Origin of the sequence: Nocardia sp. NPDC023852, from assembly GCF_040639505.1 — a bacterium.
GTDB lineage: Bacteria > Actinomycetota > Actinomycetes > Mycobacteriales > Mycobacteriaceae > Nocardia.
In genome coordinates this window covers 292,198-317,898 of the sequence record NZ_JBFAAB010000005.1, presented here as the reverse complement: position 1 = coordinate 317,898, position 25,701 = coordinate 292,198, and the positions used below count along the sequence as shown (strand labels likewise).

Below are 25,701 nucleotides of genomic sequence, written 5' to 3'. Positions count from 1 at the left end.
GGCGCGGGCGAGGCGACGCCGAAGTTGCTGGCCACCGACCTGCGGGCGCTACGGCAAATTGTCTAAAATTGAAGTCAGTTCAATAATGAAATTGCTTGTGAAGTGAATCACTGCAGAGGTACAGTAAAGTCGAACCGAGTTCAACTCAGTTCACGAGAGCGAACAACGCGCGCGCCGACGATATGGCCATGCCTGTGAGAGGAGCTTCGGGTGATCGACCGCGAATTCACTGGATTCTTTATTGGGGGATCGTGGCGAAAGACGTCCTCACACGACCGATTCGAGGTGATTTCGCCCGCGAGCGGCAAGCCGATCGGTTCGGTGCCGGCCGCGACCGACGCGGATATCGACGCGGCAGTTGCCGCCGCCCGACAGAGTTTCGACGACTCCGAGTGGCCGCATCTCACTCCAGTGCAGCGCGGTGAGCATCTGGTCCGCCTTGCCGCGGCGATCGCCGCACACGCGGAGGAACTCGCCGAGCTGGTCACCGACGAGCTGGGCTGCAGCCATCTGCTCTCGCGGGTCTATCAGGCCGTCGCGCCGGTGATGAGTCTGAATTACGCTGCCGAAGTCGCAAAGTCGCTGGAGACCAGTGAGCTCCGGGTCAGCGACCTGTCCCCGTTTGCGGGATCGGGGGATGCGGTCGGCATCATTCCGATGGCGGGCAAAAGCCTGGTGGTCAAGGAGCCGGTGGGTGTTGTCGCGATATTTCCTGCCTATAACTTCGCTCTTCCGGCCGTAGCGCAGAAGATCGGTCCCGCACTGATCGCCGGATGCACGGTCGTTGTGAAAGCGACGGAACCGAACCCGCTGGCGATCTTCAATCTCGGAAATCTGTTGCAGGAGATCGATTTCCCCGCTGGAGTCATCAACATCGTGGCGGCGCGAGCAGGCGAGTCGGAGTATCTCGTCGGACATCCCGGCGTCGACATGGTGAGCTTCACCGGATCCACAGAAGTCGGCAAGAAGATCGGCGCAACGTGCGGCGAACTGATTCGACCGGTGGTCTTGGAACTCGGCGGAAAATCGGCGGCGATAGTCCTGGCGGATGCCGATCCCGAGATTGTCGTTCCCACTCTCGTGGGAGCGAGTGTTGCCACCAATTCTGGCCAGAGCTGCGTCGCTCAGACCCGGTTTCTTGTTCCCGAGGAACAGTACGAGTTCTACGCCGAGGCATTCACGCGTGCTTTCGAAGCGCTGAAGGTGGGCGATCCGCGTGACGCTGACACGGTGGTGGGACCGGTGATCAGTAAGTCGCACCTGGAGCGAGTCGAAGCTCATCTTGCCGGGGCCGTCGAGCAAGGAGCAACGATACGCACCGGTGGCCGACGACCGTCGCATCTCTCGGAAGGCTGGTACATCGAACCGACGTTGGTCACGGACGTCACCAACGACATGGACATCGCGCAGAACGAGATATTCGGGCCGGTAGCCGTTTTGATCGCGCACAAGGGTGAGGAGGATGCCATCCGTATCGCCAATCAAAGCCGCTATGGTCTGGCCGGGTCCGTCTTCACTGCCGACTCGACACACGGTTTCGACATCGCAAAGAAAATTCGGACGGGAACCTTCTCCGTCAATACATTCGCCGCGGATCTCGGGTCTCCTTTTGGTGGTTACAAAGAGTCCGGACTCGGGCGCGAGCACGGCGTCGGGGCGGTGCAGGAGTATCTGCTGCAGAAGACGATCTCCGTCGATCCCGCCCTCGACCTGCCGAGAGAAATTGTTTCCGGCGTACCGGTCGGACATGGGCCGGGCATCACCGTCTGAGTCCGTCCGATCACGGCGTGCAGTTCACAACCGCGGCAACGGCGACGGACACCATGGGATCGGATCATCCTGGGCGGCTTATGGCTCTCGTTGGTTGTCGCCCTTGGTCGACCTGCTGATCGAACGCAGTCGACGGCAGGCCGTGCAGCGGCGCGGGCCGTGAAAAGTGTGACCCGCCCGGTACTGTTGCGTTGTCCGGGCGGGTCACTTCCCCGTTGCCGAGCAGACGCCGCCACGTCCCCGGCGCAGCCATCGTACGCAATTGTGAAGTCTGGCGGGGGAAGCCACGCGACAACACGATCAGCGAGTGTCCCACTGCGATCTGCGACTCGTACAACGGTCCGGTTCCCGGACCGAGTGGGTGTACCTGATGCCTGCGCATCGTCGGCATCCTCACAGCGGGTGCGGTTGTCGAACTGGTGCCGTAGCGGAGCCGGTCCGGGATGCTCGAGCGACGTCGTCAGATCGACGTGCGGGCTGAAAGCGCCCTCTCACGGCCGGGTGAAAACGCCGAGGTGTTCGGTGTCGTAGTACTCCAGCGTGAGCCTGCCGCCATCGAAGATCGCCTGGGAAATCGTTCCCTGGTTGGCGTTCTCGCCCGTCGGGGTGAAGACGAATGTGTTGCCGTCCCAGTGCTTCAGTGGAAAGGTCGTGTTCCTCGGGCCGAGGGCGAGGGTCAGGGAGTTGTCGGTGACGGTGACCGTCGCTGGGCCGTAATAGGCATTCTCGTAAGTGCTCGCGTAGCTCGGCAAGGGTTGCGCGGGAGCGGCATCGGCGGGCGGCTGCTTGCCGGCCAGTGCGCCGGTCGGTGCGGCGAGTGGTTTGAACGCCTCGCGATACCGGGCGCGCCAGTCCTGCTGGATCTTCCCGAATTGGACGAGGTCGGCGAACTCGGCGTTCAGCGTTTCGGGCACCCCGATCGGCCCCGCGTTGGTCAACGTCACGATGCCGAGGTCAGCGGAGGGAATCAACGTGAACGCGGTTCCCGCGCCGAGACTGAACGCCCCGGAGTGGCCGAGCACGACCCGGCCCGCGGCGGAGTCACTCACGTTGAAGCCGAACCCGTAGAATCCGGCCCGCGCGTCCGACGCTTCCGGTGGCACCGACACCGCCTGCGGCGAGATGGCGGGCAGTAGCTCGTTCGGCGGCACGAGCACATGACCGTTCGCGGAGCCGTTCGCGAGCACCATAGCCATCCACTTGGCCATATCGGCGACCGACGAGCTGACCCCACCTGCCGGGGACTGCGCATCGGGTTGGCGTTGTGGATTCGCCACCTCATACCTGCCGTCGATGAGGACATGGCCATCGGCGCGGTTCGCGCGGGACGCGAAGTCGGTGTATCGCGAGCTGGTCGAGTCCATGTCGAGCGGACCGTAGATCGTTTGCTGGGACAGCGTCTCCCAGTCGGTGCCCGCGGCCGCCGCCACGGCGGTCGCGGCCGCGGTCACCCCGAAATTGGTGTACTCGTAAGAGTCTCGGAAGGGGTCGAGCGGCAGCAGGCGCAGCCGGTCGAGCACTTGCTGGCGGTCGTATCCCAAGTCTTCCAGTAGGTCGCCTGCATGATCCGGCAGCCCCGAGCGGTGCGAGTACAGGTCACCGATCGTGACGTGATCGGTGACATATGGGTCGGCGAGCGCGAAGGACGGCAGAAGTTGGCGCACCGGGGTGTCCCATGCGACGCCCCCGGCGGCAATCCGGCGGGCGACGACCGTCGCGCCGACGGATTTGGAGACCGACGCGAGCTGGAAAACGGTGTCCGAGTCCACCTTTTCTTTGGTGACGACGTCGCGGACGCCGAACCCCTTGCTGTACACCATCTTTCCGCCATGGACGACGGCGACTGCCATTCCTGGGATGCCCGAGGACGCAAACAAGCCGTCGGCGAGTTGGTCGAGTTGGGCCACCGCATCACCGATCTGTCCGTCCGGGATGGGGACTCCGGCAATCTGATTGGGCATCGCGGCGGAACTGGTCGGCCTGCCGTCGCCGGAAGAGGAGTCCGATCGCTGGTCGCCGCTACAGCCCGAAACGGTGAGAACGGCGGCGGCCGCCATCACCGCGGGACCGAGCAGTGCGCGCCGCAGTGTGCTCACAGGTCGCCTCCTGGCGGTCATAGCGACAAAAGACCAGTTCAGACTAGTTGAGCTGATGTTGCTGTGCGGGAGGTTTCCGGAATCTCTCGGCATGGAAAGCCAGCGGGCGGGATCGCAGACGCAGACGAGCCCCAGCGCGACGTGCGGTAGCTGCTCGGCCGGATCGACACCCGCGACGGGTGGGACCGACTTCTGGGACGCCAGCTCTCGGTCATGTATCGGAGCGTCCAGCGGACGCTCTGGGCGATACCGTGCTCGGCGATCCGCGCCGATGCGAACCTGAGGATCCCGAGGTAGTCCGCGCATGGCCACTGCCGAGTGCACGGGTGGGTCGGTCCAGTGGGGTTTTCGCACCGAGGAACGCCGGCCGTCAGTGTCCTATCCGGCGGCGGGTGTCTCCCGAATCTCGACGATCGGAAGCGACAGCGCCGCAGGCGAACTCGCCGGAACCACCGGCTGGGCGGGGGCGATCGGGGCGATGCGCTGATACCCGGTGCCCACCGGTGGCCGGGCATCCACCTCACCCTTGTTCGGCCAGTACGCCGCCGCCCGCTCGGCCTGGGCGGCTATGGTCAGCGACGGGTTCACACCGAGGTTGGCCGAGACTGCCGCACCGTCGACGACGCTGAGCGTCGGATAGCCGAATGCGCGGTGGTAGCCGTCGATCACGCCATGCTCCGCGTCGGCCCCGATCACCGCGCCGCCGAGGAAGTGGGCCGTGAGCGGGATATTGAAGATTTCGCCCCAGCTGCCGCCCGCGATGCCGCCGATCTTCTCGGCGACCCGGCGGGTCACCTCGTTGCCCATCGGAATCCAGGTGGGATTCGGCTCGCCGTGCCCCTGCTTGCTGGTGAGCTTGCGGCCGAACACCCCACGCTTGGTGTAGGTCGTGATCGAATTGTCCAGGTGCTGCATGACCAGCGAAATGATGGTCCGCTCGCTCCAGTTCTTGGTGCTCAGGAAGCTGAGCAGGTTCATGGGATGCCGCAGCACCAGACCGAGGAAGCGTAGCCAGCGCGGGATGCGGCCGCCGCCGTCGACCATCAGCGTCTGCAGCAGGCCCATCGCGTTGGAGCCCTTGCCGTAGCGGACCGGCTCGATGTGGGTGTCGGAGGTGGGATGGATCGACGAGGTGATCGCGACACCCTTGGTGAAGTCGACGCCCGGGGTGACCTTCTTGGTCGCCGCCCCGACGATCGACTCCGAGTTGGTGCGGGTGAGCACGCCGAGCCGATCGGACAGGTCCGGCAGCACACCCTTGTCGCGCATAGCGAACAGCAGCTTCTGGGTGCCGCGTGTCCCCGCGGCGAGCACGACATGTGCCGCGGTCAGCGTCTGCGGCCGCTTGCGGACCCACGCACCGGTGCGGGCGGTGGACACGTCCCACGTGCCGTCGGGGTGCGGGCGCAGTGCGGTGACGGTCGTCATCGGAATCACCTCGGCGCCGGCTTGTTCGGCGAGATACAGGTAGTTCTTCACGAGGGTGTTCTTCGCGCCGTACTTGCAGCCCACCATGCAGTCGCCGCATTCGACGCAGCCGGTACGCTCGGGGCCGACGCCACCGAAGTACGGGTCCGCTACGGTCTTTCCCGGTTCGCCGAAGAACACGCCGACCGGTGTCTGCACGAATGTGTCGCCGACACCCATATCGTCGGCGACTGCCTGGAAGACCTTGTCGGCGGGCGTCATGTGCGGGTTGCGCACCACGCCGAGCATCTTCTGTGCCTGCGCATAGTACGGAGTCAGCTCGTCGCGCCAGTCGGTCATGTCGCGCCACTGCGCGTCCTGGAAGAACGGCTCCGGCGGTACGTACAGCGTGTTGGCATAGTTCAGCGAGCCTCCTCCGACACCGGCGCCGCCGAGGATGAGGACGTTGCGCAGCGGATGGATCCGCTGGATTCCGTAGCAGCCGAGGGCGGGTGCCCAGAGGAATTTTTTCAGCTCCCAGCTGGTCTTGGGCAGCTCGTTGTCGGCGAAGCGTCGGCCTGCTTCCAGCACGCCGACCTTGTAGCCCTTCTCCACCAGCCGGAGCGCGGTGACGCTGCCACCGAACCCGGAACCGACGATCAGCACATCGAAATCCGTCGTCCGCTGGTCCATGTGAAACTCCTCGATCGTGTCGCCAGTGACTCGGCTGACATTACTCCCGGGTAGGTTTCGCTTCGCAATGTGGCTCCGCGTCGAATCTTTTGCCACGACAGCGAGCTGATCACGGACCGGGCTCGAGGCTGCTGCTGTGAAGGTGCTACTTTCCGCGGTATCCGAGCAACCTTCGGCGGTTCAAGAGCGGCGCTCACAATGGTTGACATTGCTCTCGAAGGCGCGCAAGGTGTCTGGTATGCCGACGACACCTCGCGCCCGCGCCAGGGTCCAGACCATGAACGACATCGTCCGCATCGGACGGGAACACCTGGCGACCGACGGCGCCGCCGCGCTGTCGCTGCGTGCCGTGGCCCGCGACCTCGGAGTGGTCTCTTCGGCCGTCTACCGGTACGTTCGCAGCCGTGATGAGCTGCTCACGCTGCTCGTGATCGACGGCTACAACGCGCTCGGCGACGAGGTCGACGCCAGCCTGACCGACAATGCCGACGATCCGATCGAACACCTGCGCATCGTCGGCCGCGCCATCCGGCGCTGGGCGCTGGCCGAACCCGCCCGCTACGGATTGCTGTTCGGCACACCCGTGCCCGGCTACGACGCTCCGGCGGCTGAGACCGTCGCGCCGGGCACCCGGGTGATCGCCACGATGCAGACACTGTTCGCTTGCGCTCACCAGGCGGACCTGCTCGCCGCACCCGATCGTGAGCTACGCCCATCCGCCCCGCTCGCAGGTGATTTCGCGCGTGTCCGAGACGAGTTCCAGCTCGACCTGCCGGACTGGCTGGTCGCCCGCGGCGTGACGTTCTGGGTCAGCCTGATCGGGGTGGTGAGCGCCGACGTCTTCGACATGTACGGCACCGACACCTTCGCCGACCGCGACGAACTGTTCGAACTCCAGCTCGACGCATTGCTGGACATGCTCGGCTATCGCGGCTGACCCACCGGCCGATCCGAACCCCGTTGTCGCGGTGTGTTGGTATGGGTCACGTGACAGAGTTCGGAATGCGGCTATCTCCATCGGACGAGCCGAGTGTCGCGACCGCATGGTCGCGACGGATGGGTCTGCGCATTCCGCTGGTCAACGCGCCGATGGGTGGGGTGGCGGGCGGGCGGCTGGCGGCGGCGGTGATCGCGGCCGGCGGGCTCGGCATGATCGGGATGGGCAGCGCCGGGTCGGTCGCGGCGCTGGAACGAGAACTGCCGCATGTCCGCGGAATAGACGGGCCGCTCGGCATCGGTCTGGTGGACTGGGTCGTCGCCGCGCAGCCGGAGCTGTTGAACGTCGCGATCGCGGCCCAGCCCGCGCTGATTTCGGTGAGCTTCGGCGTCGACCTCGACTGGGTTGCCCGGGTCACGGCTGCGGGAATCGTCCCAGCGACCCAGGTGTATAGCGCGCAGGACGCGCGGCGTGCGCAGGACGCGGGTGTAGGTCTTCTCGTGGCACGCGGTATGGAAGGCGGCGGGCATGGTGCGGTGACGAGGCCGCTGCTGCCGCTCCTGGACGAGGTGCTGGATGTCGCGTCGGTTCCCGTGCTCGCCGCCGGTGGGATCGGCTCGTCGTCGGACCTGGCGGCGGTGCTGCTTGCGGGAGCGAGCGGCGCGTGGCTGGGCACCTGCCTGGCAGCCTGCTCGGAATCACTGCTGTCGGAGGCGGGTCGCCAAGCGTTGCTAGCCGCGCGGAGCAACGATACGGTGGTCACCCGCGCGTTCGACGTCGGGATGGAATTGCCTTGGCCTGCAAGGTTTCCCGCGCGAGTGCTACGCAACGGGTTCGCCGAGCGCTGGAACGGGCGGGAGGGCCTGCTCGCCGCGGACCCGTCGGCGAAGAACGCGCTGGCCGCCGGGATCGCCGCGAACGATCCCGACGTCGCGCCCGTGGACGCCGGGCAAGGCGTCGGCATGGTCACCGCCGTGGAACCGGCTGCGCGAGTGATCGAGCGGCTGTGGTTGGGCGCGACCGCGCATATTACTTGCCGCCCAGCCGAAGAGTGAGCGGCTGCGATCAGTCCTCGCTGCTGTGCCGGTCGCCGAGGAAGCCGATCAGGTCTGGATCGGCGGAGGTGAAGCGATCGACTTCCTCGCCGCCGGTACACGGGTAGAGCGCGACGGTGACCGCGCCGGATCGGTGGCCGACCACGCGCCAGACACCGCCGGAATCATGCCAGCGGCGCAGGACCGCGACGGAGTTGTCGGCCATCGTTTGCCTCCTGTCGGTGGTGTCTCCTGGTTCGGTCGGTAACGGCGTCGCGTCACCGAGGCACGGTGACCGGGCCGACGCAGCCGGCCAGGCATCAACGAACGAGCAGCCCTTCGCGATCGGGCCATTCGCGCCAGCCCTCATCTCATCCGTGAGAATAGCTACGCCGACAACTATCTGGGTGTCGAAGCTACGCATCGCATTGCAGTCCCGAATCGATGGTGGCGCCAGCTACCCCACGACAATGGTGGCCGGTCACCTCCGCAAGGGGAACTGAACGCTGCTCGGCGCCTGAGGTCGCTCGCCCCCGGCCGGGGCCGGCTGGGTGAGGATCGCCGAGGTCAGCGGTGCGTGCGGCTCATCGGTTGGTGCGGCCGAGGGATACGCAACGCCTTGGCCCGGGTGCGGATGTAAACGCGGTGATCCCAGCGGCGGTGGATATCGCGGCGATGTCGTCGCGGCGGTTGATTGCTTTGGCCGCGCACAGGCTGACCGGCAAGGCCGTGCCTCTGCGGCGGATGAAGTCCCGGCGGGATCGGCTGCTGGCGTCGGCAAGCAAAGTGAACTGTAATGGCAGCCGATTAGGGAGCCTCCCACTGAGCACCTGTAACTCGATCCTGGCCGGGATCAAGCCCTGTTAAGTAGCCGAATACAGTGTGTCGCGTAGATGGTCCCCCGTTCGGGCGGGATCGGCCTCGGTGCATTCGTGATCACTTTGCCGTCTGCTGAGAGTCCGCGATCCCGGTGAGGATGCGGCGCAACCCGTACGAGAACTGTTCGGCCGGGCTCAGGTCGGCGGATTTGGTCATGCGCGAAACCCGGGGATATGCGCCGCTCTCGATGACCTTGCGCAGGTAGGGGGCGACGGCGGCGCGCCACTGGTCCTCGGTCTGACCGGTGCGCCGCTGGGTCTCTTTCTCGGCGAGGTCACGCATGACCGCGCCGCGCACGTAGTCCCTGATCAGCCCGACGGCCGAGGCCGCGTCGGCGATGTCGGAGGTCAGCGGGGCGGCTGCGGTGAGGGCGTGTTCCAGGCCGCGCAGCCAGTTGGGGCCGAGCGATGGCCGGGTGGCCAGCAGCGGGGCGAGCCAGGTGTGCCGCAGCCACAGCTCGCGCTCGTGGTGGGCGTACGCCTCGAGGTCGGCGCGCCAGTCTCCCGTCAGCGGCACGTGGTTGTCCTGTACCGCATCGGCCATGAGGTCGAGCAGGTCGTCGCGGCTGTCCACGTAGCGGTAGAGCGAGGTCGTGCCGGTCGACAGCTCGGCGGCGACGCGGCGCATCGACAGCGCGTCTAGCCCCTCGGCATCGGCGATGGCGACGGACGCATCCACGATGCGCTCCACGCTCAGGGCCTGTTTTTTCGACCGGTACGGCTCACGCTCCCAGATAAGCGACATGGACAGAGTCTACAGAAGTGGATACAGTGTGCCCATGTGCGGGCACACTGTATCCAGAGATGTTTTGATCGTCGGCGGCGGATCCGTCGGGCTGATGCTCGCGGTGCTGCTGCGCCACCACGGCGTCAAGCCCCTCGTCGTCGAGGAGAAGCCGGGGCTGTCGCCCCACCCCAGGGCCACCGGCATCGGGTCGCGGTCGGTGGAGATCCTGCGCGAGGTCGGCCTGGATCAGGCGGTCAACGAGGCCGCGGTCGACTTGCGGGCGGGGAAGATCAGAGGGCGGACGCTCGCAGAGGCCGACTTCACCGAAAGCGAGGAGTGGAAGACGAAAACCGCGGCCGAGCTCACCTACACACCGGCCCGAATCCGCGGCACCTGCGCACAGAACCGGCTCGACCGCGTGCTGATCACCAAGGCCGGCGACGTGGAGTTCGGCGTGGCGCTCGACTCGTTCGAGCAGGACTCCGGCGGCGTCACGGCGACCCTGTCCGACGGGCGTGTCGTGCGGGCGCGCTATCTCGTGGCGGCCGACGGGGTGCGCAGCCGGGTTCGGCAGGTCCTCGGCATCGGCCTCACCGGACCCGGTGTGATCGGTAAGGAGACGACGAGTGTTCTGTTCGGTGCTGATCTGCGTCCGCGCAAGCCGTTCGCCATGTGCAATATCGAGCATCCGGACGCGACCGGTCTGCTGGTGACCGTCGATGGCGAACGCGAGTGGGTGTTCCTCACCCGTGTCGACACGGAGCCGACTCCCGACCTCATCCGCACCGCGCTCGGCGACCCGTCGATCGAGGTGGAGATCCGCAGTGTGCTGAGGTTCCGGGGGCGCGGCCAGGTGGCCGATCGGCTCTCCGCCGGGCGGGTCTTCCTGGTGGGCGACGCGGCGCACGCGATCCCCCCACTGGGCGCGTTCGGGTTGAACGCCGGCGTCGCCGATGCGCACAATCTGGCGTGGAAGCTCGCGCACGTGCTGCGCGGTGAGGCCGGACCCGAGCTGCTGGAGACTTATCACGCGGAACGCCATCCGGTGGCCCTCATGACGATGGAGCAGGCGCTCCTGCGGTTCAACGATCCGTCCCTGCACTGGGGAAAGGACATGGCAGAGGCGCGCAAGGCAGCAGGGGCGATCAACGCGCCGGTGGTGCACATGGGCTACCGGTACGGCGGCGCGGAGCTCCCCTCCACCGAGGACGTCGCCCTCGGCCTCGACGGGTCGCCGGGATCCCGCCTGCCGCACATGTGGGTGGCAGGCGGGGTGTCCACGCTAGATCTCGTCGGATCGCAGTGGTGCGTACTCACGGCCGATCCCGACGTGGAGGCCGACATTCCGGTGCACCTCGTGGATGGCTGGCCGTACGGGACGGTGCTGGTCCGCCCTGACGGTTTCGTAAGCCGTTCGTACGGCTAGCACGCCCTGTGCTGTCGCAGCCGGCGCGGTTCGAACCGGCCGTAGCAGTGTCTCGAAGATCAACGTCGTCAGCAAACGCACTACTTTGCCGCGCCGCGCGCGGTTCGAAGCGGATGACGCGTGCCTACGGAAGATCAACGAGCCGAGCGCCTTACGGCCGTGGCCTAGAGCTCAGCGGCCCGGTCGTCGACGTGCCACCGGCCCGCCGAGGAAGCCTGCGCACCTGCCCCATCACGCCCCCGAGGTAGTCCAGTACCGCCTCGTCGGCGAGCTTTATGGCCTCCAGCGCATCGTGGGTAACCTGTGCCCGGGTCTGTGGCGGCCGACGGGCAGGCGCGGAACGTTGCCCAAGGAGTAGACGCCGAGTTCGAAGGTCATGGCGGGTCCTGGCTCAGTTGCTGATGGCGGGCATTGCTCGCCGGTAGCGGGTGTCTGTGAGCTGGGAGACGAGGAAGGCGGCGATGTCGGCGCGGCTCATGGCGGAGCCGACCTTGTCGTGGCCGAGAAAGCCGGAGCGGACACGGCCGTTGGCGGGCTTGTTCGTCGGGTTGGTGATGCGGGCGATGGTGTAGTCCAGGCCGGAGCCGGTGACGGTCTCGGTCATGCCCTTCAGTTCGGCCAGCGCGTTGGGGAACATCAGCCCGGCCATGATGGGCAGCACTTTGTGCTTCCAGTGCGGCTTGTCCTGCGGGTCGGCCAGTGAGGGCGTGGCCAGGCCGATGAAGCGGGCCACCTTCTGCGCCTCCATGGCCTGCACGATGGTGCGGGTTCCGTCGGTCACCGGGGTGCCGGTCGCGGACCGTTTCAGGGAGGGACCGAGCGCGCTGATGACCGCGTCCGCGCCGCTGACGGTCTGCTCGACGGCAACACGGTCGGACAGTTGCCCGGTGACGGCTGTGAGGTGGGAGTCGGTGAGGGCGAGCTTGTCAGGGGTGCGGACCAGGGCGGTGACCTGGTGGCCGTTGTTCAGGAGTTGCTGGACGACGAGGCGGCCGATGCCGCCGGTAGCGCCGAAGACGGTGACACGCATCTGGGAGTGCTCCTTGCGGTGGGGGTCAGAAGCTGTAGGGCCCGAAGCGGCCCAAGGCCACCAGGGCGGACAGGATCAGCAGGACGGCGTTGAAGGCGATCGCGCCGGGTTCCTTGCGGCGGGCGTGGGTGATCGCGGCCAGCACCATCACCACGACCAGGCCGGTCGCGGCCAGCGGGGTCAGTACGGGGACTATGCCGGTGGCTGCGGGCAGGATCAGCCCGAGCGCGGCGGCGAACTCCACGATGCCGATGAAGCGGACGGTGGCCTGGGAGAAGTCGGCCGTCCAGGGCAACTGGCCGACCAGCTTGTCCTTGGGCTGGGTGGACTTCATCACGCCTGCCATGGCGAACATGGCAGCCAGCACGGTTTGCGCGATCCACAAGAAGACGTTCACGTACGGATTCCTTGGTGAAGAGGGGCGGGGTAGGGAGGGATCGGAAGCCCTCATCCGGGGGCGGGGTGGGCCGGCCGGTCAGGCGTTGAAGACGGCCTCGGAGCGGACTCGGTGTTCGTGCAGGTCCCAGTTCAGGGGGCGATCTGCTCGGGACTGGCCACCTCTTTGTGGGGCTTGGGTCAGGCACAGGAGACGGCGATCTTGCCCGGGGTGCTGGCAATCTTGACCACGGCCGGGGTCGAGGGGACGGATTCCAGCGTGACAGCGCGCATTGACAGCACCCCTTCTGTAAGTGAAACGGCCTTCCCGTTTTAACTGCCGCACAGCGTAACAGCAGAACTGGGGAACCTATTCCACTTGGATAGGGTGAGGGCATGACTTCTTCCGCAGTTCCCAGCGACACCCCGGACCAGCAGCCCGGAGCGGGACTGCGCGCCGACGCCGAACGCAACCGCTGTCGCATCCTGGCCGCCGCCCGCAGCCTCTACGCCCGTGCCGGACTCGGCGTGTCCATGGCCTCCATCGCCCGAGAGGCCGGCGTCGGCCAAGCCACCCTCTCCCGCCGCTTCCCCACCAAGGATGACCTGGTCGCCGCGGTCTTCGCTGAGCGCATGGACGCCTACGTCGCTGCCGTAACCGCCGCCCTGGACGACCCGGATCCCTGGCACGGTTTCACCCGCTACCTCAACTCCGTCTGTGCCATGCAGGCCGCCGACCGCGGCTTCGCCGACGTCCTGACCATGACCTTCCCCACCGCCAAGACCCTGGAGGCCCACCGCGTCGAGGCGTACGACCGGCTGCTCGAACTCATCACCCGCGCCAAGAGCACGGGGCACCTGCGTGACGACTTCACCCACCAGGACGTCGTCATCCTGCTCATCGCCAATGCCGGAGTCGTCACCGCCATCGGCGACGCCGCCCCCGACACCTGGCGCCGCCTCGTCGCCCACATGATCCGCTCCTACACCGCGCCCGGCGCACCGATCCCCCCGCTGCCCGAAGCACCGCCGGCCGCCGCCCTCTACCGCGCCATGCAGGAAGCCGGCGTCGGTACGCTGCAGTTCACCACCGGCGGCGGCTCCGTGGACCCCGTGCCGATGTCAACGCGGCCGCAGCAGCCCTGCGCAACTGGGTCATCAACCTGGACAAGGAGCTGGCCTGCACCGGAGTGACGCCGTCGACGTGGCGATCAGCTGGGCCCGGCCGCATCCATAACAGTCCTATGTTGGTCGAGTGGCAGCGGTGTCCAGAAATTGGTGAATGTTCGGTTTGTCTACTCGGGCACTGTGACGGGGTCGGTGCAACTCGCAGCGGCGTCGACGAAGGAGCAAGATTTGGGAGTGCGGGTGGGGCGGTAGCCGGCGGGGACCCCGCCGTTGTGGGTGATGGTGGTGTAGGCGAGGACGGCGTCGGTGGGTTTGCGGGTGAGGGTGGGGTCGGTGAGTACGTCGACGGTGTAGAGGCCGAATCGTGGTGTGTAGGAGCCCCATTCGTAGTTGTCGGTAAGGCTCCAGTAGTTGTAGCCGATGAGGTTGATGCCGTCGGCCCTGGCGCGTTGGAGCCAGTAGACGGTGTCGCGGAGGTTGTCGGCGCGGGTGTAGCCGTCCGCGCGGGGTGCGCCGTTCTCTGTTGGCATGCCGTTTTCGACTATGTAGAGCGGTTTGCCCGGGAAGATGCGTGAGTAGTGTTGCAGTGCATAGTAGATGCCTTCGGGATGCAGGGCCTGTGTCCAGAGCTTCTGGAAGTCCGGGGGGCCGGCGAGGAGGGTTTCCGGGGAGAGCCCGTAGTAGTAGTCGATACCGATGTAGTCCAATTTCGCGCTGATCTTGCTGACCAGCGGTCCATTCACGAGATCTTCACCGCCGGGGATGTAGGCGACGTTGCTGGTGACCTGGGCGCCGGGCTGCATGCTGTGGATGTAGTCGTAGATGCTGTTGTGTGCTTGGGCGATCCGGTCGAGCATGGCGGGCGCGGCGGTGGGGGAGATGCCGCCGTGCCGCAGTTCGTTGACGGTGTAGAAGGCGGGCTCGTTGAAGGTCACCCAGAGTGGGTGGCTGTGGGCGAAGCGGTCGACGACGGTGCGTGCGTTTGCCAGCCAATCCTCGAGGATGTTCGGGCTGCCCCAGCCGCCGCGGTCGACTTCCCAGCCGGGGTAGACCCAGTGGTCGATGGTCAGCATCGGTCGCATGCCCGCCGCGGTGATCGAATTGATCACGTGGTCATAAAATCTGAGACCAGCCTCGTCCCAGACGCCAGCGCTGGGTTGGATCCTGGCCCACTCGATGCTGATCCGGTAGACCTGTACCCCGAGGCTGGCTGCGAGCGCAACATCGGCATCAGTCTTTGTGAAGAATTCGACCGAATCGACGTACGGGTCCTCCGTCGTCCCGGACGCGACATAGCGGGACCAGTTGCTGTCAGGCGCGTGCCCTTCCGACTGGTAGCCGGATGCGGCCACGCCCCAGAGGAAATCCGCGCCCATCGGCGTGACCTGGGCCGGAGGTACGGGCCGGGCGGCGGCAGGCGCGGTGCCAACCATGACGAGTGCCGCAGCGGCAGCCGTGAGCGCGGCCACGACATGGCGACGGCGTGATCGCATCCAAGTCCTGTTCCGAGAGGCATGACGGGCCCTTGTGGATCGCCGGTACGCCGACGCGCACCGACTCGAGGTGGGTACCACGGGGAACAGGGTAACTGGTCGATTGTCCGTTTTTGTCGAAGCGGGGCAGGGGAGGGCGCGGAAAGGTGGGTGTCGGCGAAGGAGAGGGGGAATTCGGGCAAAGAAGCTGTGCAAGCTGGCCGTCCGCGGGGTGCTGCTGCGCCGGGTGACGGGCGGGATCCCAGGGAGGGAACGATCGCCGTTATAAACATGAGGTTACGTAGATATTAGCATTTAAACATGTATCCACGACAGCTCCGCCAATCCGGTCAGTGCAAATCGTACGTCACCCTCCCTACTCGCATCGAAGAGGAGGCGTCGATTCCGGAGCAAGCACTATCGGCGGCTGGAAGCATCCGTTGCCCGACGACCAGCGCGTGGAAAAATTTGAAGCCTCAGGCGGGGCCGTTGTATGCGAGGTGGGGGCCTTGGTGGTCTGGCTCGCCGTTTACGTGCGGGTTGCCAAGCCAGTCAACGCGACCGCGCCGGCGCCGGCGGGAACGACGCCGCCGAACGCCCGTGCACTCCAGGAGAAATGGGACCGTGTAGTCAACGCCCGCGTCGCGCTGCAGGCCGTCGCGCCTTTGAGATGTGTGCGGCGATCGCCGTCGTCTGAGTCATGAGCTCCGGCCGTGCGCATTGCCGTCCCCGCGGCTAAGCGTTGTCCGCCGCGGCCCAATGTGAGTTGGCCCTCGCTCCCGGCTTGTCGATTCCTCTCGGGGCGCGGGCGTGTCAGGATTCGAGTATGGTTCCGAATCCGTTGCCCCGGTTGGCCCGGCGCCTTGCCCAGCAGCGCTGGGTGATGCGCTGCGCGCCGGTGGTGCTGCCATTGGAGCGGCTGATTCGGCGTGCGACCGGTGGCCGGATAGGTGTGCTCGATGTGGCCGGCCTGCCCTCGATCGAGGTCACCGTCGCGGGACGCAAGACCGGTATTCCACGCACAACTTCGCTGCTGTACGTCCCGCTCGGAGAGGACTTCTTGATCCTCGGTTCCAACTGGGGAAGTCCCGATCACCCGGTGTGGTCGGTGAATCTGCGCGCCGCTGGAACCGCAACGGTCCGGCACAAGGGCGAGCAGTCCCGGGTCGCGGTCCGCGAGATCACCGGTGTCGATCGCAAGCGCGCCTGGGATCTGGCCGTCGAGTTCTGGCCCGGCTACGAGATGGAGTATGAACTCTCCGGCGGTCGCTTGTTCCGAATCTTCGAGCTGCGCCGCCTCCCTCACAGCACTGCGGAATGAAACGGCCCGCTGTCAGTGGGGCGGCTACGGTTGACCGGTGACCACGCATCTGACGCACTGGGGCGCATTCGAGGCGAGTAGCGATGGAGAGCGGCTGACATCGGTGCGGCCGTGGCGCGGGGACCCGGAGCCGATGCCGCTGATCGAGAATATCGCTTCGGCCCAACATCATCCGACGCGAATCGACCAACCGTATGTGCGCCGGGGATGGCTCGAGAACGGGCCGGGCGCGGCGCCGCGAGGTTCGGACCGATTCGTCCCAGTGGCGTGGGAGAGGGCGTTGGATCTGCTGGCTGGTGAGCTCGGCCGGGTTTACGGCGAGCACGGGGCGGAGGCGGTGTACGGCGGATCGTACGGCTGGGCAAGCGCGGGGCGGTTTCATCACGCGCAGAGCCAGCTGCACCGGTTCCTCAATTGTCTCGGCGGCTATGTCCGGCATGCGAACAGCTACAGTTTGGGTGCCGCTACGGTGTTGCTGCCGCACGTGATCGGCGACATCGGCTGGGTGATGCAGCGTGCGACGGCCAAAACCGTGCTGGCTGAGCACTCCGAACTCGTCGTCGCGTTCGGCGGCTTGTCGCCGAAGAACGCGGCCGTGTCGCCGGGCGGGGTGTCCCGGCACAACGCGCGGACCTGGATCGCCGCGGCGCGGGCGCGGGGCTGCCGCTTCGTGTCGATCAGTCCGCTGCGCGACGACACCCCGCAGGAAGGCGAGGCCGAGTGGATCGCTCCGCTTCCGGGCAGCGACGCGGCGCTGATGCTGGCGCTGGCGCAGGTCCTTGACGCGGAGGGATTGGCGGACCACGAGTTTCTGCATAGATACACCGTCGGATACGGCCGGTTCGCTGATTACCTGCGTGGTGCGGCGGATGGAATCGTGAAGGATCCGCAGTGGGCCGCTGCGATCACCGGCGTGCCCGCCGACCGTATTCGAATGTTGGCGCGCGAGATGGCCGCCGCGCGGACGTTGGTGACGGTGAGCTGGTCGCTGCAGCGCGCACAGTACGGCGAGCAACCACTGTGGCTGGGTGTGGTGCTTGCGGCGATGCTGGGCCAGATCGGTCTTCCGGGTGGTGGTTTCGGGCACGGCTACGGGTCTGCTGCGAGTCTGGGTGAGCCGGCGCGTATTCCGGTGCCGCGATTCCCGCAGGGGCGCAATGGTCTCGAGACCTTCATCCCGGTCGCGCGAATCGCCGACATGCTGCTGAATCCCGGCCTGTCCTACCAGTACAACGGCCTTGATCTGGTCTACCCCAATATCCGGCTGGTGTACTGGGCCGGCGGAAATCCGTTCCATCACCACCAGAATCTGGCCAGGCTGCGTGCGGCGTTCGCCCGCCCGGACACCGTGGTGGTGCACGATGCGTTCTGGACGGCCACCGCGCGGCACGCCGACATCGTATTGCCGTCGACCATGTCGATCGAGCGCGACGACTACGGCGTCGGGGAGGGCGACCGAGTGTTCTTCCCGATGCGGGCACTTACCCGACCGCACGGCGGCGCGCGCGACGACTACTGGATGTTCGCCGAGATGGCCGAAAGATTGGGCTGCGGTGGGGAATTCACCGAGGGGCGTTCCGCGGGCGACTGGTTGCGGTATCTGTACGAGGAGTGGCGGCTGGTCCAGTCCGCCGCGGGCCACGTCCTGCCGGACTTCGACGCATTCTGGGCCAGCGAGAGCCTCGAGCTTCCGGTGCCCGATCCGGATCAGGTGCTGGGTGGGCAGTTCCGCGCCGACCCGGACCGGTTTCCGCTCACGACGCCGAGCGGGAAGATCGAGATTTTTTCCGAGACTATCGACGGCTTCGGCTACGCCGACTGCCCTGGGCACCCGGTGTGGTTGGAGCCTGAGGAATGGCTCGGTGGTCCGGCGGCCGCGCGGTTCCCGCTGCAATTGGTGGCCAACCAGCCGCGCACCAAGTTGCACAGCCAGTTGGATGTCGGCGCGCACAGCCAGTCGTCGAAAGTCGCTGGGCGAGAACCGGTCCGGTTGCATCCGGCGGACACCGCGGCCCGCGGCCTGCACGAGGGCGAGATCGTTCGGATCTTCAATGGTCGTGGCAGCTGTCTGGCCGGGCTCGTGGTCGATGGCTCGGTGCGGGTGGGTATCGCACAGTTGTCCACCGGCGCGTGGTACGACCCCGATCCGGACGATCCGACGTTCTGCCGTCACGGCAACCCGAACGCGCTGACCGCCGACCGGCCCACCTCCACCCTCAGTCAAGGCTGCACAGGGCAGCTCACACTGGTGGAGATCGAACGGTATGCGGGTGCGGTGCCCGACTTGGCGGTCAGCCACCCGCCTGCGACCGAGTAGCAGCAGAGCGGTCGAGTGTCGGAGATCGGCTCGAACTTCGCACCCCGTCACATCTGGGCATCGGGAGCATGGTGCGCAGTTCGATCGCGACCCGTAAATTGCCGGATCCGAACACTGGCGATGCTGAGGTCGCGATGCGTCGGGGCGGGTGCCGCGCGTTCGGTGGGGTTCGGTGTCAGCTGGTGACCCGCTACTCAGACAGTGACGCAGTTCGGCCCGGGCAGCGCCTTCAGGTCGCCTCGCAGCGGCGGGCGATACGTGGACGGCCAGCGTGGGTCGATGGCGAAGTGCGCGGTCTCGGTGCGGCCGTGAAACGCCTTGACTCGTGCCGGACCTTTTCGTGCACGCCTGGCTGGCGGGCGCTCTGACGCCGCTCGCCGCGACGAGCCGTGTGCCCCGTTGAGGCCGCTTGTACGTCGGCACCTCTACCATTCCCGGGTGACCGGATACGACCAGCTCGATGCGTTCGAGCACCTCGACACCTCGACGCTGCCGCCGCGTCAACAGCGGATTCTCGCCACGATTCGGGATTGGGTGGTCAGGTATGGGTATCCGCCGAATTCCCGCGAGCTCGGCGCCGCGGTGGGGCTGCGGTCCTCGTCATCGGTGTCGAAGCATCTGAAGAGCTTGGAGGAGCGCGGGTTTCTGCGTCGCAGCCGGACGGTTTCGCGTTCGATCGATGTTCGGATGTTCCTGCAGGACTCGGTGATGCGGGAGACGGCCCAGGATTCGGTCCCGGTCCCGGTGATCGGCGACATCGCGGCGGGCACGCCGATCCTGGCCGAGGAGCATGCCGACGACACCATGACGCTGCCGCGTGAACTGGTCGGGCGCGGCACAGTGTTCGGACTGCGCGTGCGCGGCGACTCGATGATCGACGCGGCGATCTGCGACGGGGACATCGTGGTGATCCGCCAGCAGCACGAGGCGCATTCGGGGGAGATCGTGGCGGCGATGATCGACGGCGAGGCGACGGTGAAGGTGTACCGCCGGCGCAACGGGCATGTGACCCTGGAGCCGCGCAACGCCGCCTACGAGGTGATCGACGGCGCCGAAGCCGTCGTGTTGGGCAAGGTCGTTTCGGTGATGCGGCGCGTATGAACGCGGCCGCGTCACCCGTCCGCTCGACCATGGCGTCGTACCCTGACCGCATGTCGGACAGCACGCTGCCGCGTCCCGGCGCCATGGTCCGTAGGGGAGCCATTTGCGGATGTCCTGAGCTGCAGCGGACCTCATCCGTTATCCGTGCGCTGCAGGGCATGAAGGTGCGCTGCGTGTGAGCAATGGTGGGTTGAAGTGCGCGTTTCGGACGAGGGTGGGCTGATCACCATTGTCAAAGCGTGGGACACGAGATAGCCCTTGGGATCCCGCCAGGCTTCGCCACTGCAACGATCCCGGACGGACTCCAGACGGCGTCGAGCGCATAGCCGGTTCTCCCCTCACGCCTGGAAGGCCGGTCAGGATCAGTTGTAAACCGGCGCGAAATTCGTCTTGCGGGTCGCTGTTGGCGGCGACCGCGGCGATTTCGATCAGCTTCGGGAATCGGTCGGTGGGCAGGGCGGCGATACGTTCGGTGACGACCGTGGGTGTAGCGGCGGATAGTGGGCTTGTGAGCTCAGCCTGGGCGAAGGCGGTGATGTATGCCAACACGGTACGGAAGGCTATGAGCAGGTTCTGGCTTGACCTTCCGCTGCTGGACAGCGCTCGCAACAGAGCCTCGGCGGGGGCGAGCGTGGCGACGTCGGAACTGCGGCGGGTCAAGATCAACGGGATGGCATGGGGGTGGGCGCGCACCGCCCGCCACATTCCCTCGGCAATCGCCGCCACCTGCGCCGCCCAGTCGTCACCGGTCTCAGCCCACCGCGCCTGGCTCATCACCGCAGCGGCCACGAGTTCCTCAAGGCCCTCGCGGCCGTTGACATAGTTGTAGATCGTCATCGCCCCGGTGCCGAGTTCGGCGGCGAGATTGCGCATGGTCAACCCCGTCAATCCCTGCTCGTCGACCAAGTTCAACGCCGCCGTTTGCAGCTGCTCCCGGCTGAATTTTCTGGGCGCGGGCATACCCCTCCTTGTTTAAGTACGTTGTACGTGATTAACTCTGTGTCGTTCACGTACAAAGTACCCAATCGAGGTGTCATGATGATCCGAACCACTTTTCCCTCGGGCGGCGACGAATGCGCGGCCTGGCTGACCTTGCCGGAATCGGCAGGGCCGCACCCGGTCGTGGTGCTCGTCCACGGAGGCGGAGCCACCCACGCGATGATGCTCGCCCAGTACGAACAAGCATTCGCGAACGCGGGACTGGCCGTGCTGGCCTTCGACTTCCGCCACCTCGGCGAATCCGGCGGCGAACCACGACAACTCGTCGATCAACGCCGATACGCCCAGGACGTCGACGCCGCACTGGCCTTCGCTCGCTCCCGACCCGAACTCGATGCGGACCGAATCGCACTATGGGGCACCTCCTTCGGTGCCAGCCACGTGCTGGCCGCCGCCGCACGCCAGCGGAACCTGCGCGCCGCAGTCGTCCAATGCCCGGTCTTCAGCGGACGCGCCGTCGTTTCCCGGGCGGGCTTACGGCATCTGCTGCGGCTCACCTTCCCCGTCGTCTCCGATCTGGTACGCGCCGCGCTGCGGCTCCCGAGGCGCTACGTGCCGCTGGTCGGCCGTCCGGGCGAACTGGCCTTCGTCAACCAGCCCGGCGCACTCGAAGGCTGGCGATCGGTGATGCCCGCCGGATACGACTTCGACAACCGGATCACCGCCGCGTCCGGTCTGGACATGCTCTTCTACAACGCCGCGTCGGCCGCGCCTCGCGTGCGCTGCCCACTGCTGGTTTGCGCCTGCGACCAGGAGAATCTCATCGACCCTGCGATCGCCGGGCGAGTCGCGGCCACCGCGCCCCGCGCCACCCTCAACCGCTACGACGCCGACCACTTCACCGTCTACCACCCACCGGCAGTTGAAAAGATCCTCACCGACCAGATCGAATTCCTCACCACACATCTGCTTTAACGTCAAGCCGACATAGCACCGACCAAGCGCCCGGAGTGGTTGCGCTCATCGGCAGTTGAGTGCGTTCGTCGACCGGTGCCGCGGCCGTCGGGATCGCGCGGATCGCGGCATTGTCGCCACTCGCCCTATCTGAAGCCGGCTTGACCGATGCGGTTTAGAAAGTCTTACGCTGATGTGCCGGTGATGGTGCGGCGAGGTGCCCCGTACTGGCAGGATGTTGGGTTCGCGGGTGTGTTGTCTCGCGTGTGAGTGAGTTCGAGCCCGTTCGGTTCATTCGATTCGTAGGAGACATACGTGCGCATGATCCCCTTCTGCTCGCTCCCGCCGCGGCAGTAGTGCTACTCGCGGCCCTGCCGCCGCTCGAGCGGAACTGACGTTCGGCACAGTCAACAACGCGTCAGTCGACTTCAAGGGCGTATTGGACGGATCTACTTTTGATCGCAAGAAGGTCGCCGCGACGAGCAAGAGGCACCCGCCCGATTCATCTCCATCTGGTTCCGATAGGCGCACCCCACGCCGACCATCCGCTAGACAACCCGGCAAACCCATGCGGCCCGGCTAACCGACCTGATCGCGGCATGAGCGGACGTCGGTCGGCTCATGATTGGGTAGCCGATCGTGGCATCATTTCGGTCCAGGCTGCGTGAAACAGGGGACTCTGTGACTGCCTGCCGTAGGTCACGCTGTGCTGGATAAGTACGGATTGCCCTGCACCCGGTGGAACCCGCGACTGCGCGTTCCGGGTGGGTGACCCGCGTCGGGCGGGGCCTTCTATCCCTTATATGGATTATTCTTAGAATGGGCAAGTGAAAGACATCGATGCCATAGGTGTGCTGCAGGACCCGGTTCGACGGCGGCTGTATGACTACGTCGCGGCTCGTGGTGAGCCGGTGAGTCGCAATGAGGCCGCGACCGCGGCCGGGATTCAGCGCACGCTGGCTGCGCATCACCTCGACAAGCTGGTCGAGGCGGGGTTGCTCGAGACCGAGAGCCGGCGGCTGTCCGGCCGGTCGGGGCCAGGCGCGGGACGACCCGCCAAGCTCTACCGTCGGGCTGCGGCCGACCATCAGGTCTCGCTGCCACCGCGCGACTACCGGACGGCCGCAAGCCTTTTGGCTCAGATCGCTGAGGAGGCGCGCTTGGATGTCGAGTTGCAGAAGGCGGCCCGTGAACAAGGGCGGGCAGCACGGGGCACGCCCGTGCACGACCTACCCGAAGTGGCCGATCTACTTCGTGCTCGCGGTTATGAACCCTTCGCCGACAATGGCATCCTCCGCATGCGCAACTGTCCATTCCATGCCCTCGCCGAGGCGTATCCGCCCCTGGTGTGCGGCATGAATCTCGCCTTGCTGGAGGGTCTGCTCGGGAACTCCGAGGAGGTGCGCGTGCGCATCGACGCCCGTCCCGGAATCTGCTGCGTCGCCGTAGAACTCTCTAAAGACAATGAAGATTGACATAGAGTTGCGGGCATGGTGAGGTGACCGCATGACCGGTTATCACCTCGCCGAACTGAACACGGCCATCCTCAAGCACTCTCTGGACGATCCGCGCATGGCCGGCTTCACCTCCATGCTCGAGCCGATCAATGCTCTCGCCGAGCGCTCACCGGGCTACCTATGGCGCCTGGTGGACGATTCCGGGGTCGACGCCACCTCCATGCGCCCGCTCGGCGAGAATGTCATCGTCAACCTATCTGTGTGGGAGACGCGAGAAGCGTTCTGGAACTATGTCTATCGCAGTGGCCATCTGGAATTCCTGCGTCGGCGCAGCGACTGGTTCGAGCGTCCCCGCGAGGACATGCTCGTGCTGTGGATACCTGCCGGGCAGACACCGACCCTGGACGATGCGCTGGCCCGCTTGCAAGCGCTGCGCGCGAATGGCCCCTCGCCCCTGGCGTTCTCGCTGCGGGAGAACTACTCGGCCGAGGAAGCGCAAGCCTTCGCGTAACCGCGCTCCCGAACCCAAGGCGCAATGCAGCCCGTCGCGCTATGCAGTGACTGACCTGATGGGTTGGAGGCCAACCGTTGGCGTGGTGACTTGAAACCAGTAGCTATCAGCGGTTCGCCGAGCAGCGTCACTTCGTCTACGAAGGTCCAAACCGTGTGCGAGAAAAGGGCCGCTGCACGCATAGGTGACAGCTGAGATGGCTGGCCGAGTGGTCGGCCTGAGAGGATGCCACTGTGCCCAAGCCGTATCCGCAGAGTTTCGCGATGACGTGGTCCGGGTCGCTCGTAGCCGTGAGGACGGGGTGACGCTGGAGCAGGTCGCCGCTGATTTTGGTGTTCGACGCGGTGCGCGGGCTGCTCGATGACACCCTGGCTGTCGCCGGTTGCCGAGGTCGACATCATCGAGCTGCAGGGTCCGGAGATGCGAATCTGCCAGCTGAGGGTGCGGAATCTCAGAACCGTGGCGGGCCGCCACGTCACCGCCGAACATTCCGAAATTCCGCCACGAGTTCTTTTTGAGACCCGACAGCGGCGGCGGCGTGTAGGGCCCTCACGCCAACTTCATCCGCCGAGGCCGCGACCTGCGGCCTTCTTGTTGTCGCACAACGCTTTTATTGCGCTGTTGCCCCACGAGGTGCTTCATATCCTCGGACTGGACCCTGCTGAGCGGGATAGAGCGGCTGCTCTATCCTGCGAAGTCTCAGCTTCGTGGTCGAACTCGAAGTCGGCTGTGAGATTACGAAGCGCGCCGTGAGATCCTGCATGGCGGCGTGCAGGTCTCAGAATTTGTGGCATCTGCCAGCTGGTTGACCTGGTTGTTTCTGCGTTGGCTCAGGTGGTGGCCAGCGGTTACGTCTCGGTTCGGTGTCATTTCTTCAGTTCGATCCGGGTTGCTCAGCGGGATCGAGCAACCTGGATCAGCCGCTGATGGAGAGCTCCGGTACGGCGGTAAATGTGCTGTAGTTGCGGCGTTGTTCGTCGGCCAGGAAGGTCACTCGTTCCATCCTCCCCATCACCTCTCCTGCTCTGTCGGCGCTCATATGGTCGGCAGGGGACGACCCGGGCAGCGGGGGTTCGACCTGATCGAAGGTCTCGGTGTTCTCGAGCGCTGGTATCCCAACGTGCCCGTAAACGTTCCGGAATCCTCTGCGGAACTCGCTGACCGCCTCGCCGAGATCGATGTGGACGGCGCTGTGCACCGGCTGACCGGCATCGCCTCGACCACGCTCGCCTACCGCTCGCGCGGACGCTATGACCGGGCAAAGGCAGCTGAGGTGTTCGGTTCGCTGGTCCGCCTCCCCGGCCATGGAAGCCGCTGGTGGAGTAACACCGACGGCACCGGCGGCTGGAACCCGGTGACACGGCACGTGTTCGACACGATGGTGATCGGCGTAGGCAACGGGATCGTCGTCACGACCCTCGTTTTCGACGAAGACTGATCCGGCGGCGATCGGACACCGAAGCAGTTCGGGCCCCGTTCCACTTTCCAGGAGCTGCCGGCCTCGCCCTCCAGCCCTACGGCAGATAGTTTCCCGAGTCGCCCTATCGCGGAACCGTCATCACGCGCTGACGCCGCTGGCCACGATTGCGGCGAATTCGGTCGCGGCGCGGGCGATGCGCTCGGACAGGGCGCGATCGGCCCAGTCCTCCGGCGCGGCGAACAGGCAGGTGGGAGTCACCAGCGCCCGCAGGTAGGCGAACAGCGGCCGCATCTGCTCGTCGGGGACCAGGGAGTGCCTGTTGATTCCGGCCGTGGCGGCGAGCGCGACGGGTTTGGCGATGAGCAGATCGTCGTCGAGCACGTCGATGAATGATTTGAACAGGCCGCTGATGCCCGCCTTGTAGACCGGAGTAGCGGCGATCACGGCGTCGGCGGTGGTGAGCCCCTCGATGGCGGCCCGCAGGTTCTCGCTGCGAATCCCCAGCACGGTCGCCTGGCCGATATCGGCCACGAGAGTGCGCAGGTCCACCGTGCGCACGGTCGCATCGATGCTCCGGGTGTGGAGCAGTTCGAGGGTTTTCTGGGCCAGCCGGTCGGCCAGAAGCCGGGTGGAGGAGGGCTCGCTCACCCCGGCGCTCACGATGACGATGGTGCGGGGAGTGGCCGGTGCGGGAGTGCTCATGTTGTC

Annotated in this window: 21 protein-coding genes; 12 read left to right on the top strand and 9 right to left on the bottom strand. The window is 66.1% G+C overall.

Going from position 1 to position 25,701, the window contains the following annotated elements; translation table 11 throughout:
* The first annotated feature begins 210 nt into the window (after nucleotides 1–210).
* Complete coding sequence (locus AB0H00_RS12595) at nucleotides 211–1,770, top strand: aldehyde dehydrogenase family protein (protein WP_357265042.1); 1,560 nt, start codon at nucleotides 211–213, stop codon at nucleotides 1,768–1,770.
* A 491-nt stretch (nucleotides 1,771–2,261) separates the two neighbouring features.
* On the opposite strand, the gene AB0H00_RS12590 is transcribed toward AB0H00_RS12595, so the two are convergent.
* Together AB0H00_RS12590 and AB0H00_RS12585 are read right to left on the bottom strand one after the other, a co-directional pair.
* Nucleotides 2,262–3,827 (bottom strand): serine hydrolase, encoded by a 1,566-nt coding sequence (locus AB0H00_RS12590; protein WP_357265104.1) that lies wholly within the window; start codon nucleotides 3,825–3,827, stop codon nucleotides 2,262–2,264.
* A gap of 417 nt (nucleotides 3,828–4,244) precedes the next feature.
* The gene (locus AB0H00_RS12585; RefSeq protein WP_357265040.1) at nucleotides 4,245–5,966 is read right to left on the bottom strand and encodes a GMC family oxidoreductase; all 1,722 of its coding nucleotides are present in this window, start codon (nucleotides 5,964–5,966) and stop codon (nucleotides 4,245–4,247) included.
* Nucleotides 5,967–6,204: 238 nt separating this feature from the next.
* On the opposite strand from AB0H00_RS12585, the gene AB0H00_RS12580 reads away from it, so the two are divergent.
* Together AB0H00_RS12580 and AB0H00_RS12575 are read left to right on the top strand one after the other, a co-directional pair.
* Nucleotides 6,205–6,903 (top strand): WHG domain-containing protein, encoded by a 699-nt coding sequence (locus tag AB0H00_RS12580; protein ID WP_357265038.1) that lies wholly within the window; start codon nucleotides 6,205–6,207, stop codon nucleotides 6,901–6,903.
* A 65-nt stretch (nucleotides 6,904–6,968) separates the two neighbouring features.
* On the top strand, nucleotides 6,969–7,958 hold the full coding sequence (locus AB0H00_RS12575; RefSeq protein ID WP_357265102.1) for a nitronate monooxygenase: 990 nt from the start codon (nucleotides 6,969–6,971) through the stop codon (nucleotides 7,956–7,958).
* Nucleotides 7,959–7,968: 10 nt separating this feature from the next.
* Here the strand turns inward: AB0H00_RS12575 and AB0H00_RS12570 are convergent, their stop codons facing one another.
* Together AB0H00_RS12570 and AB0H00_RS12565 are read right to left on the bottom strand one after the other, a co-directional pair.
* The gene (locus tag AB0H00_RS12570) at nucleotides 7,969–8,163 is read right to left on the bottom strand and encodes a hypothetical protein (protein ID WP_357265036.1); all 195 of its coding nucleotides are present in this window, start codon (nucleotides 8,161–8,163) and stop codon (nucleotides 7,969–7,971) included.
* Nucleotides 8,164–8,873: 710 nt separating this feature from the next.
* Entirely contained in the window at nucleotides 8,874–9,560 is a 687-nt protein-coding gene (locus AB0H00_RS12565) for a TetR/AcrR family transcriptional regulator (protein WP_357265034.1), read from the bottom strand.
* A gap of 34 nt (nucleotides 9,561–9,594) precedes the next feature.
* On the opposite strand from AB0H00_RS12565, the gene AB0H00_RS12560 reads away from it, so the two are divergent.
* Nucleotides 9,595–10,968, top strand: coding sequence for an FAD-dependent monooxygenase (locus tag AB0H00_RS12560; protein WP_357265033.1), 1,374 nt, complete (start codon nucleotides 9,595–9,597; stop codon nucleotides 10,966–10,968).
* Nucleotides 10,969–11,359: 391 nt separating this feature from the next.
* Here the strand turns inward: AB0H00_RS12560 and AB0H00_RS12555 are convergent, their stop codons facing one another.
* Together AB0H00_RS12555 and AB0H00_RS12550 are read right to left on the bottom strand one after the other, a co-directional pair.
* The gene (locus AB0H00_RS12555; protein ID WP_357265031.1) at nucleotides 11,360–11,998 is read right to left on the bottom strand and encodes an NAD(P)H-binding protein; all 639 of its coding nucleotides are present in this window, start codon (nucleotides 11,996–11,998) and stop codon (nucleotides 11,360–11,362) included.
* Between the two features lie 25 nt (nucleotides 11,999–12,023).
* Nucleotides 12,024–12,395: a DoxX family protein gene (locus AB0H00_RS12550; RefSeq protein WP_357265029.1), complete on the bottom strand. Its 372-nt coding sequence runs from the start codon at nucleotides 12,393–12,395 to the stop codon at nucleotides 12,024–12,026.
* A 374-nt stretch (nucleotides 12,396–12,769) separates the two neighbouring features.
* On the opposite strand from AB0H00_RS12550, the gene AB0H00_RS12545 reads away from it, so the two are divergent.
* Nucleotides 12,770–13,567 (top strand): TetR/AcrR family transcriptional regulator, encoded by a 798-nt coding sequence (locus AB0H00_RS12545; protein WP_357265027.1) that lies wholly within the window; start codon nucleotides 12,770–12,772, stop codon nucleotides 13,565–13,567.
* 101 nt (nucleotides 13,568–13,668) lie between these two features.
* On the opposite strand, the gene AB0H00_RS12540 is transcribed toward AB0H00_RS12545, so the two are convergent.
* On the bottom strand, nucleotides 13,669–14,994 hold the full coding sequence (locus tag AB0H00_RS12540; protein WP_357265025.1) for a family 1 glycosylhydrolase: 1,326 nt from the start codon (nucleotides 14,992–14,994) through the stop codon (nucleotides 13,669–13,671).
* A gap of 805 nt (nucleotides 14,995–15,799) precedes the next feature.
* Between AB0H00_RS12540 and AB0H00_RS12535 the strand changes: the two genes are divergently transcribed.
* From AB0H00_RS12535 to lexA, 3 genes are all read left to right on the top strand, one after another.
* On the top strand, nucleotides 15,800–16,294 hold the full coding sequence (locus AB0H00_RS12535) for a nitroreductase family deazaflavin-dependent oxidoreductase (RefSeq protein ID WP_357265023.1): 495 nt from the start codon (nucleotides 15,800–15,802) through the stop codon (nucleotides 16,292–16,294).
* A gap of 37 nt (nucleotides 16,295–16,331) precedes the next feature.
* Entirely contained in the window at nucleotides 16,332–18,611 is a 2,280-nt protein-coding gene (locus AB0H00_RS12530; protein ID WP_357265021.1) for a molybdopterin-dependent oxidoreductase, read from the top strand.
* Nucleotides 18,612–19,049: 438 nt separating this feature from the next.
* Nucleotides 19,050–19,712, top strand: coding sequence for a transcriptional repressor LexA (gene lexA, locus AB0H00_RS12525; RefSeq protein ID WP_357265019.1), 663 nt, complete (start codon nucleotides 19,050–19,052; stop codon nucleotides 19,710–19,712).
* Between the two features lie 138 nt (nucleotides 19,713–19,850).
* On the opposite strand, the gene AB0H00_RS12520 is transcribed toward lexA, so the two are convergent.
* Nucleotides 19,851–20,618, bottom strand: a complete 768-nt coding sequence (locus AB0H00_RS12520) for a TetR/AcrR family transcriptional regulator C-terminal domain-containing protein (RefSeq protein ID WP_357265017.1) — start codon at nucleotides 20,616–20,618, stop codon at nucleotides 19,851–19,853.
* 132 nt (nucleotides 20,619–20,750) lie between these two features.
* Here AB0H00_RS12520 and AB0H00_RS12515 point away from each other — a divergent pair, with 132 nt between their 5' ends.
* From AB0H00_RS12515 to AB0H00_RS12500, 4 genes are all read left to right on the top strand, one after another.
* The gene (locus AB0H00_RS12515; RefSeq protein ID WP_357265015.1) at nucleotides 20,751–21,626 is read left to right on the top strand and encodes an alpha/beta fold hydrolase; all 876 of its coding nucleotides are present in this window, start codon (nucleotides 20,751–20,753) and stop codon (nucleotides 21,624–21,626) included.
* Nucleotides 21,627–22,432: 806 nt separating this feature from the next.
* Nucleotides 22,433–23,080, top strand: a complete 648-nt coding sequence (locus AB0H00_RS12510) for a helix-turn-helix domain-containing protein (protein WP_357265013.1) — start codon at nucleotides 22,433–22,435, stop codon at nucleotides 23,078–23,080.
* Nucleotides 23,081–23,111: 31 nt separating this feature from the next.
* Nucleotides 23,112–23,573 carry a DUF3291 domain-containing protein gene (locus tag AB0H00_RS12505; RefSeq protein WP_357265011.1) on the top strand — a complete coding sequence of 154 codons (462 nt, stop codon included), beginning with the start codon at nucleotides 23,112–23,114 and terminating at the stop codon, nucleotides 23,571–23,573.
* A 1,120-nt stretch (nucleotides 23,574–24,693) separates the two neighbouring features.
* On the top strand, nucleotides 24,694–25,011 hold the full coding sequence (locus AB0H00_RS12500) for a hypothetical protein (protein ID WP_357265009.1): 318 nt from the start codon (nucleotides 24,694–24,696) through the stop codon (nucleotides 25,009–25,011).
* A gap of 120 nt (nucleotides 25,012–25,131) precedes the next feature.
* Here the strand turns inward: AB0H00_RS12500 and AB0H00_RS12495 are convergent, their stop codons facing one another.
* Nucleotides 25,132–25,695, bottom strand: a complete 564-nt coding sequence (locus tag AB0H00_RS12495) for a CE1759 family FMN reductase (RefSeq protein ID WP_357265007.1) — start codon at nucleotides 25,693–25,695, stop codon at nucleotides 25,132–25,134.
* Nucleotides 25,696–25,701: the final 6 nt, after the last annotated feature.

Excerpts from the sequence above, each read along its gene's own strand:
- AB0H00_RS12505 (WP_357265011.1), top strand. The coding sequence starts at position 23,112 with ATGACCGGTTATCACCTCGCCGAACTGAACACGGCCATCCTCAAGCAC.
- AB0H00_RS12580 (WP_357265038.1), top strand. The coding sequence starts at position 6,205 with ATGCCGACGACACCTCGCGCCCGCGCCAGGGTCCAGACCATGAACGAC.
- AB0H00_RS12570 (WP_357265036.1), bottom strand. The coding sequence starts at position 8,163 with ATGGCCGACAACTCCGTCGCGGTCCTGCGCCGCTGGCATGATTCCGGC.
- AB0H00_RS12575 (WP_357265102.1), top strand. The coding sequence starts at position 6,969 with ATGCGGCTATCTCCATCGGACGAGCCGAGTGTCGCGACCGCATGGTCG.
- AB0H00_RS12565 (WP_357265034.1), bottom strand. The coding sequence starts at position 9,560 with ATGTCGCTTATCTGGGAGCGTGAGCCGTACCGGTCGAAAAAACAGGCC.
- AB0H00_RS12585 (WP_357265040.1), bottom strand. The coding sequence starts at position 5,966 with ATGGACCAGCGGACGACGGATTTCGATGTGCTGATCGTCGGTTCCGGG.
- AB0H00_RS12515 (WP_357265015.1), top strand. The coding sequence starts at position 20,751 with ATGATCCGAACCACTTTTCCCTCGGGCGGCGACGAATGCGCGGCCTGG.
- AB0H00_RS12545 (WP_357265027.1), top strand. The coding sequence starts at position 12,770 with ATGACTTCTTCCGCAGTTCCCAGCGACACCCCGGACCAGCAGCCCGGA.
- AB0H00_RS12535 (WP_357265023.1), top strand. The coding sequence starts at position 15,800 with ATGGTTCCGAATCCGTTGCCCCGGTTGGCCCGGCGCCTTGCCCAGCAG.
- AB0H00_RS12540 (WP_357265025.1), bottom strand. The coding sequence starts at position 14,994 with ATGCGATCACGCCGTCGCCATGTCGTGGCCGCGCTCACGGCTGCCGCT.
- AB0H00_RS12555 (WP_357265031.1), bottom strand. The coding sequence starts at position 11,998 with ATGCGTGTCACCGTCTTCGGCGCTACCGGCGGCATCGGCCGCCTCGTC.
- AB0H00_RS12590 (WP_357265104.1), bottom strand. The coding sequence starts at position 3,827 with ATGGCGGCCGCCGCCGTTCTCACCGTTTCGGGCTGTAGCGGCGACCAG.
- AB0H00_RS12560 (WP_357265033.1), top strand. The coding sequence starts at position 9,595 with ATGTGCGGGCACACTGTATCCAGAGATGTTTTGATCGTCGGCGGCGGA.
- AB0H00_RS12495 (WP_357265007.1), bottom strand. The coding sequence starts at position 25,695 with ATGAGCACTCCCGCACCGGCCACTCCCCGCACCATCGTCATCGTGAGC.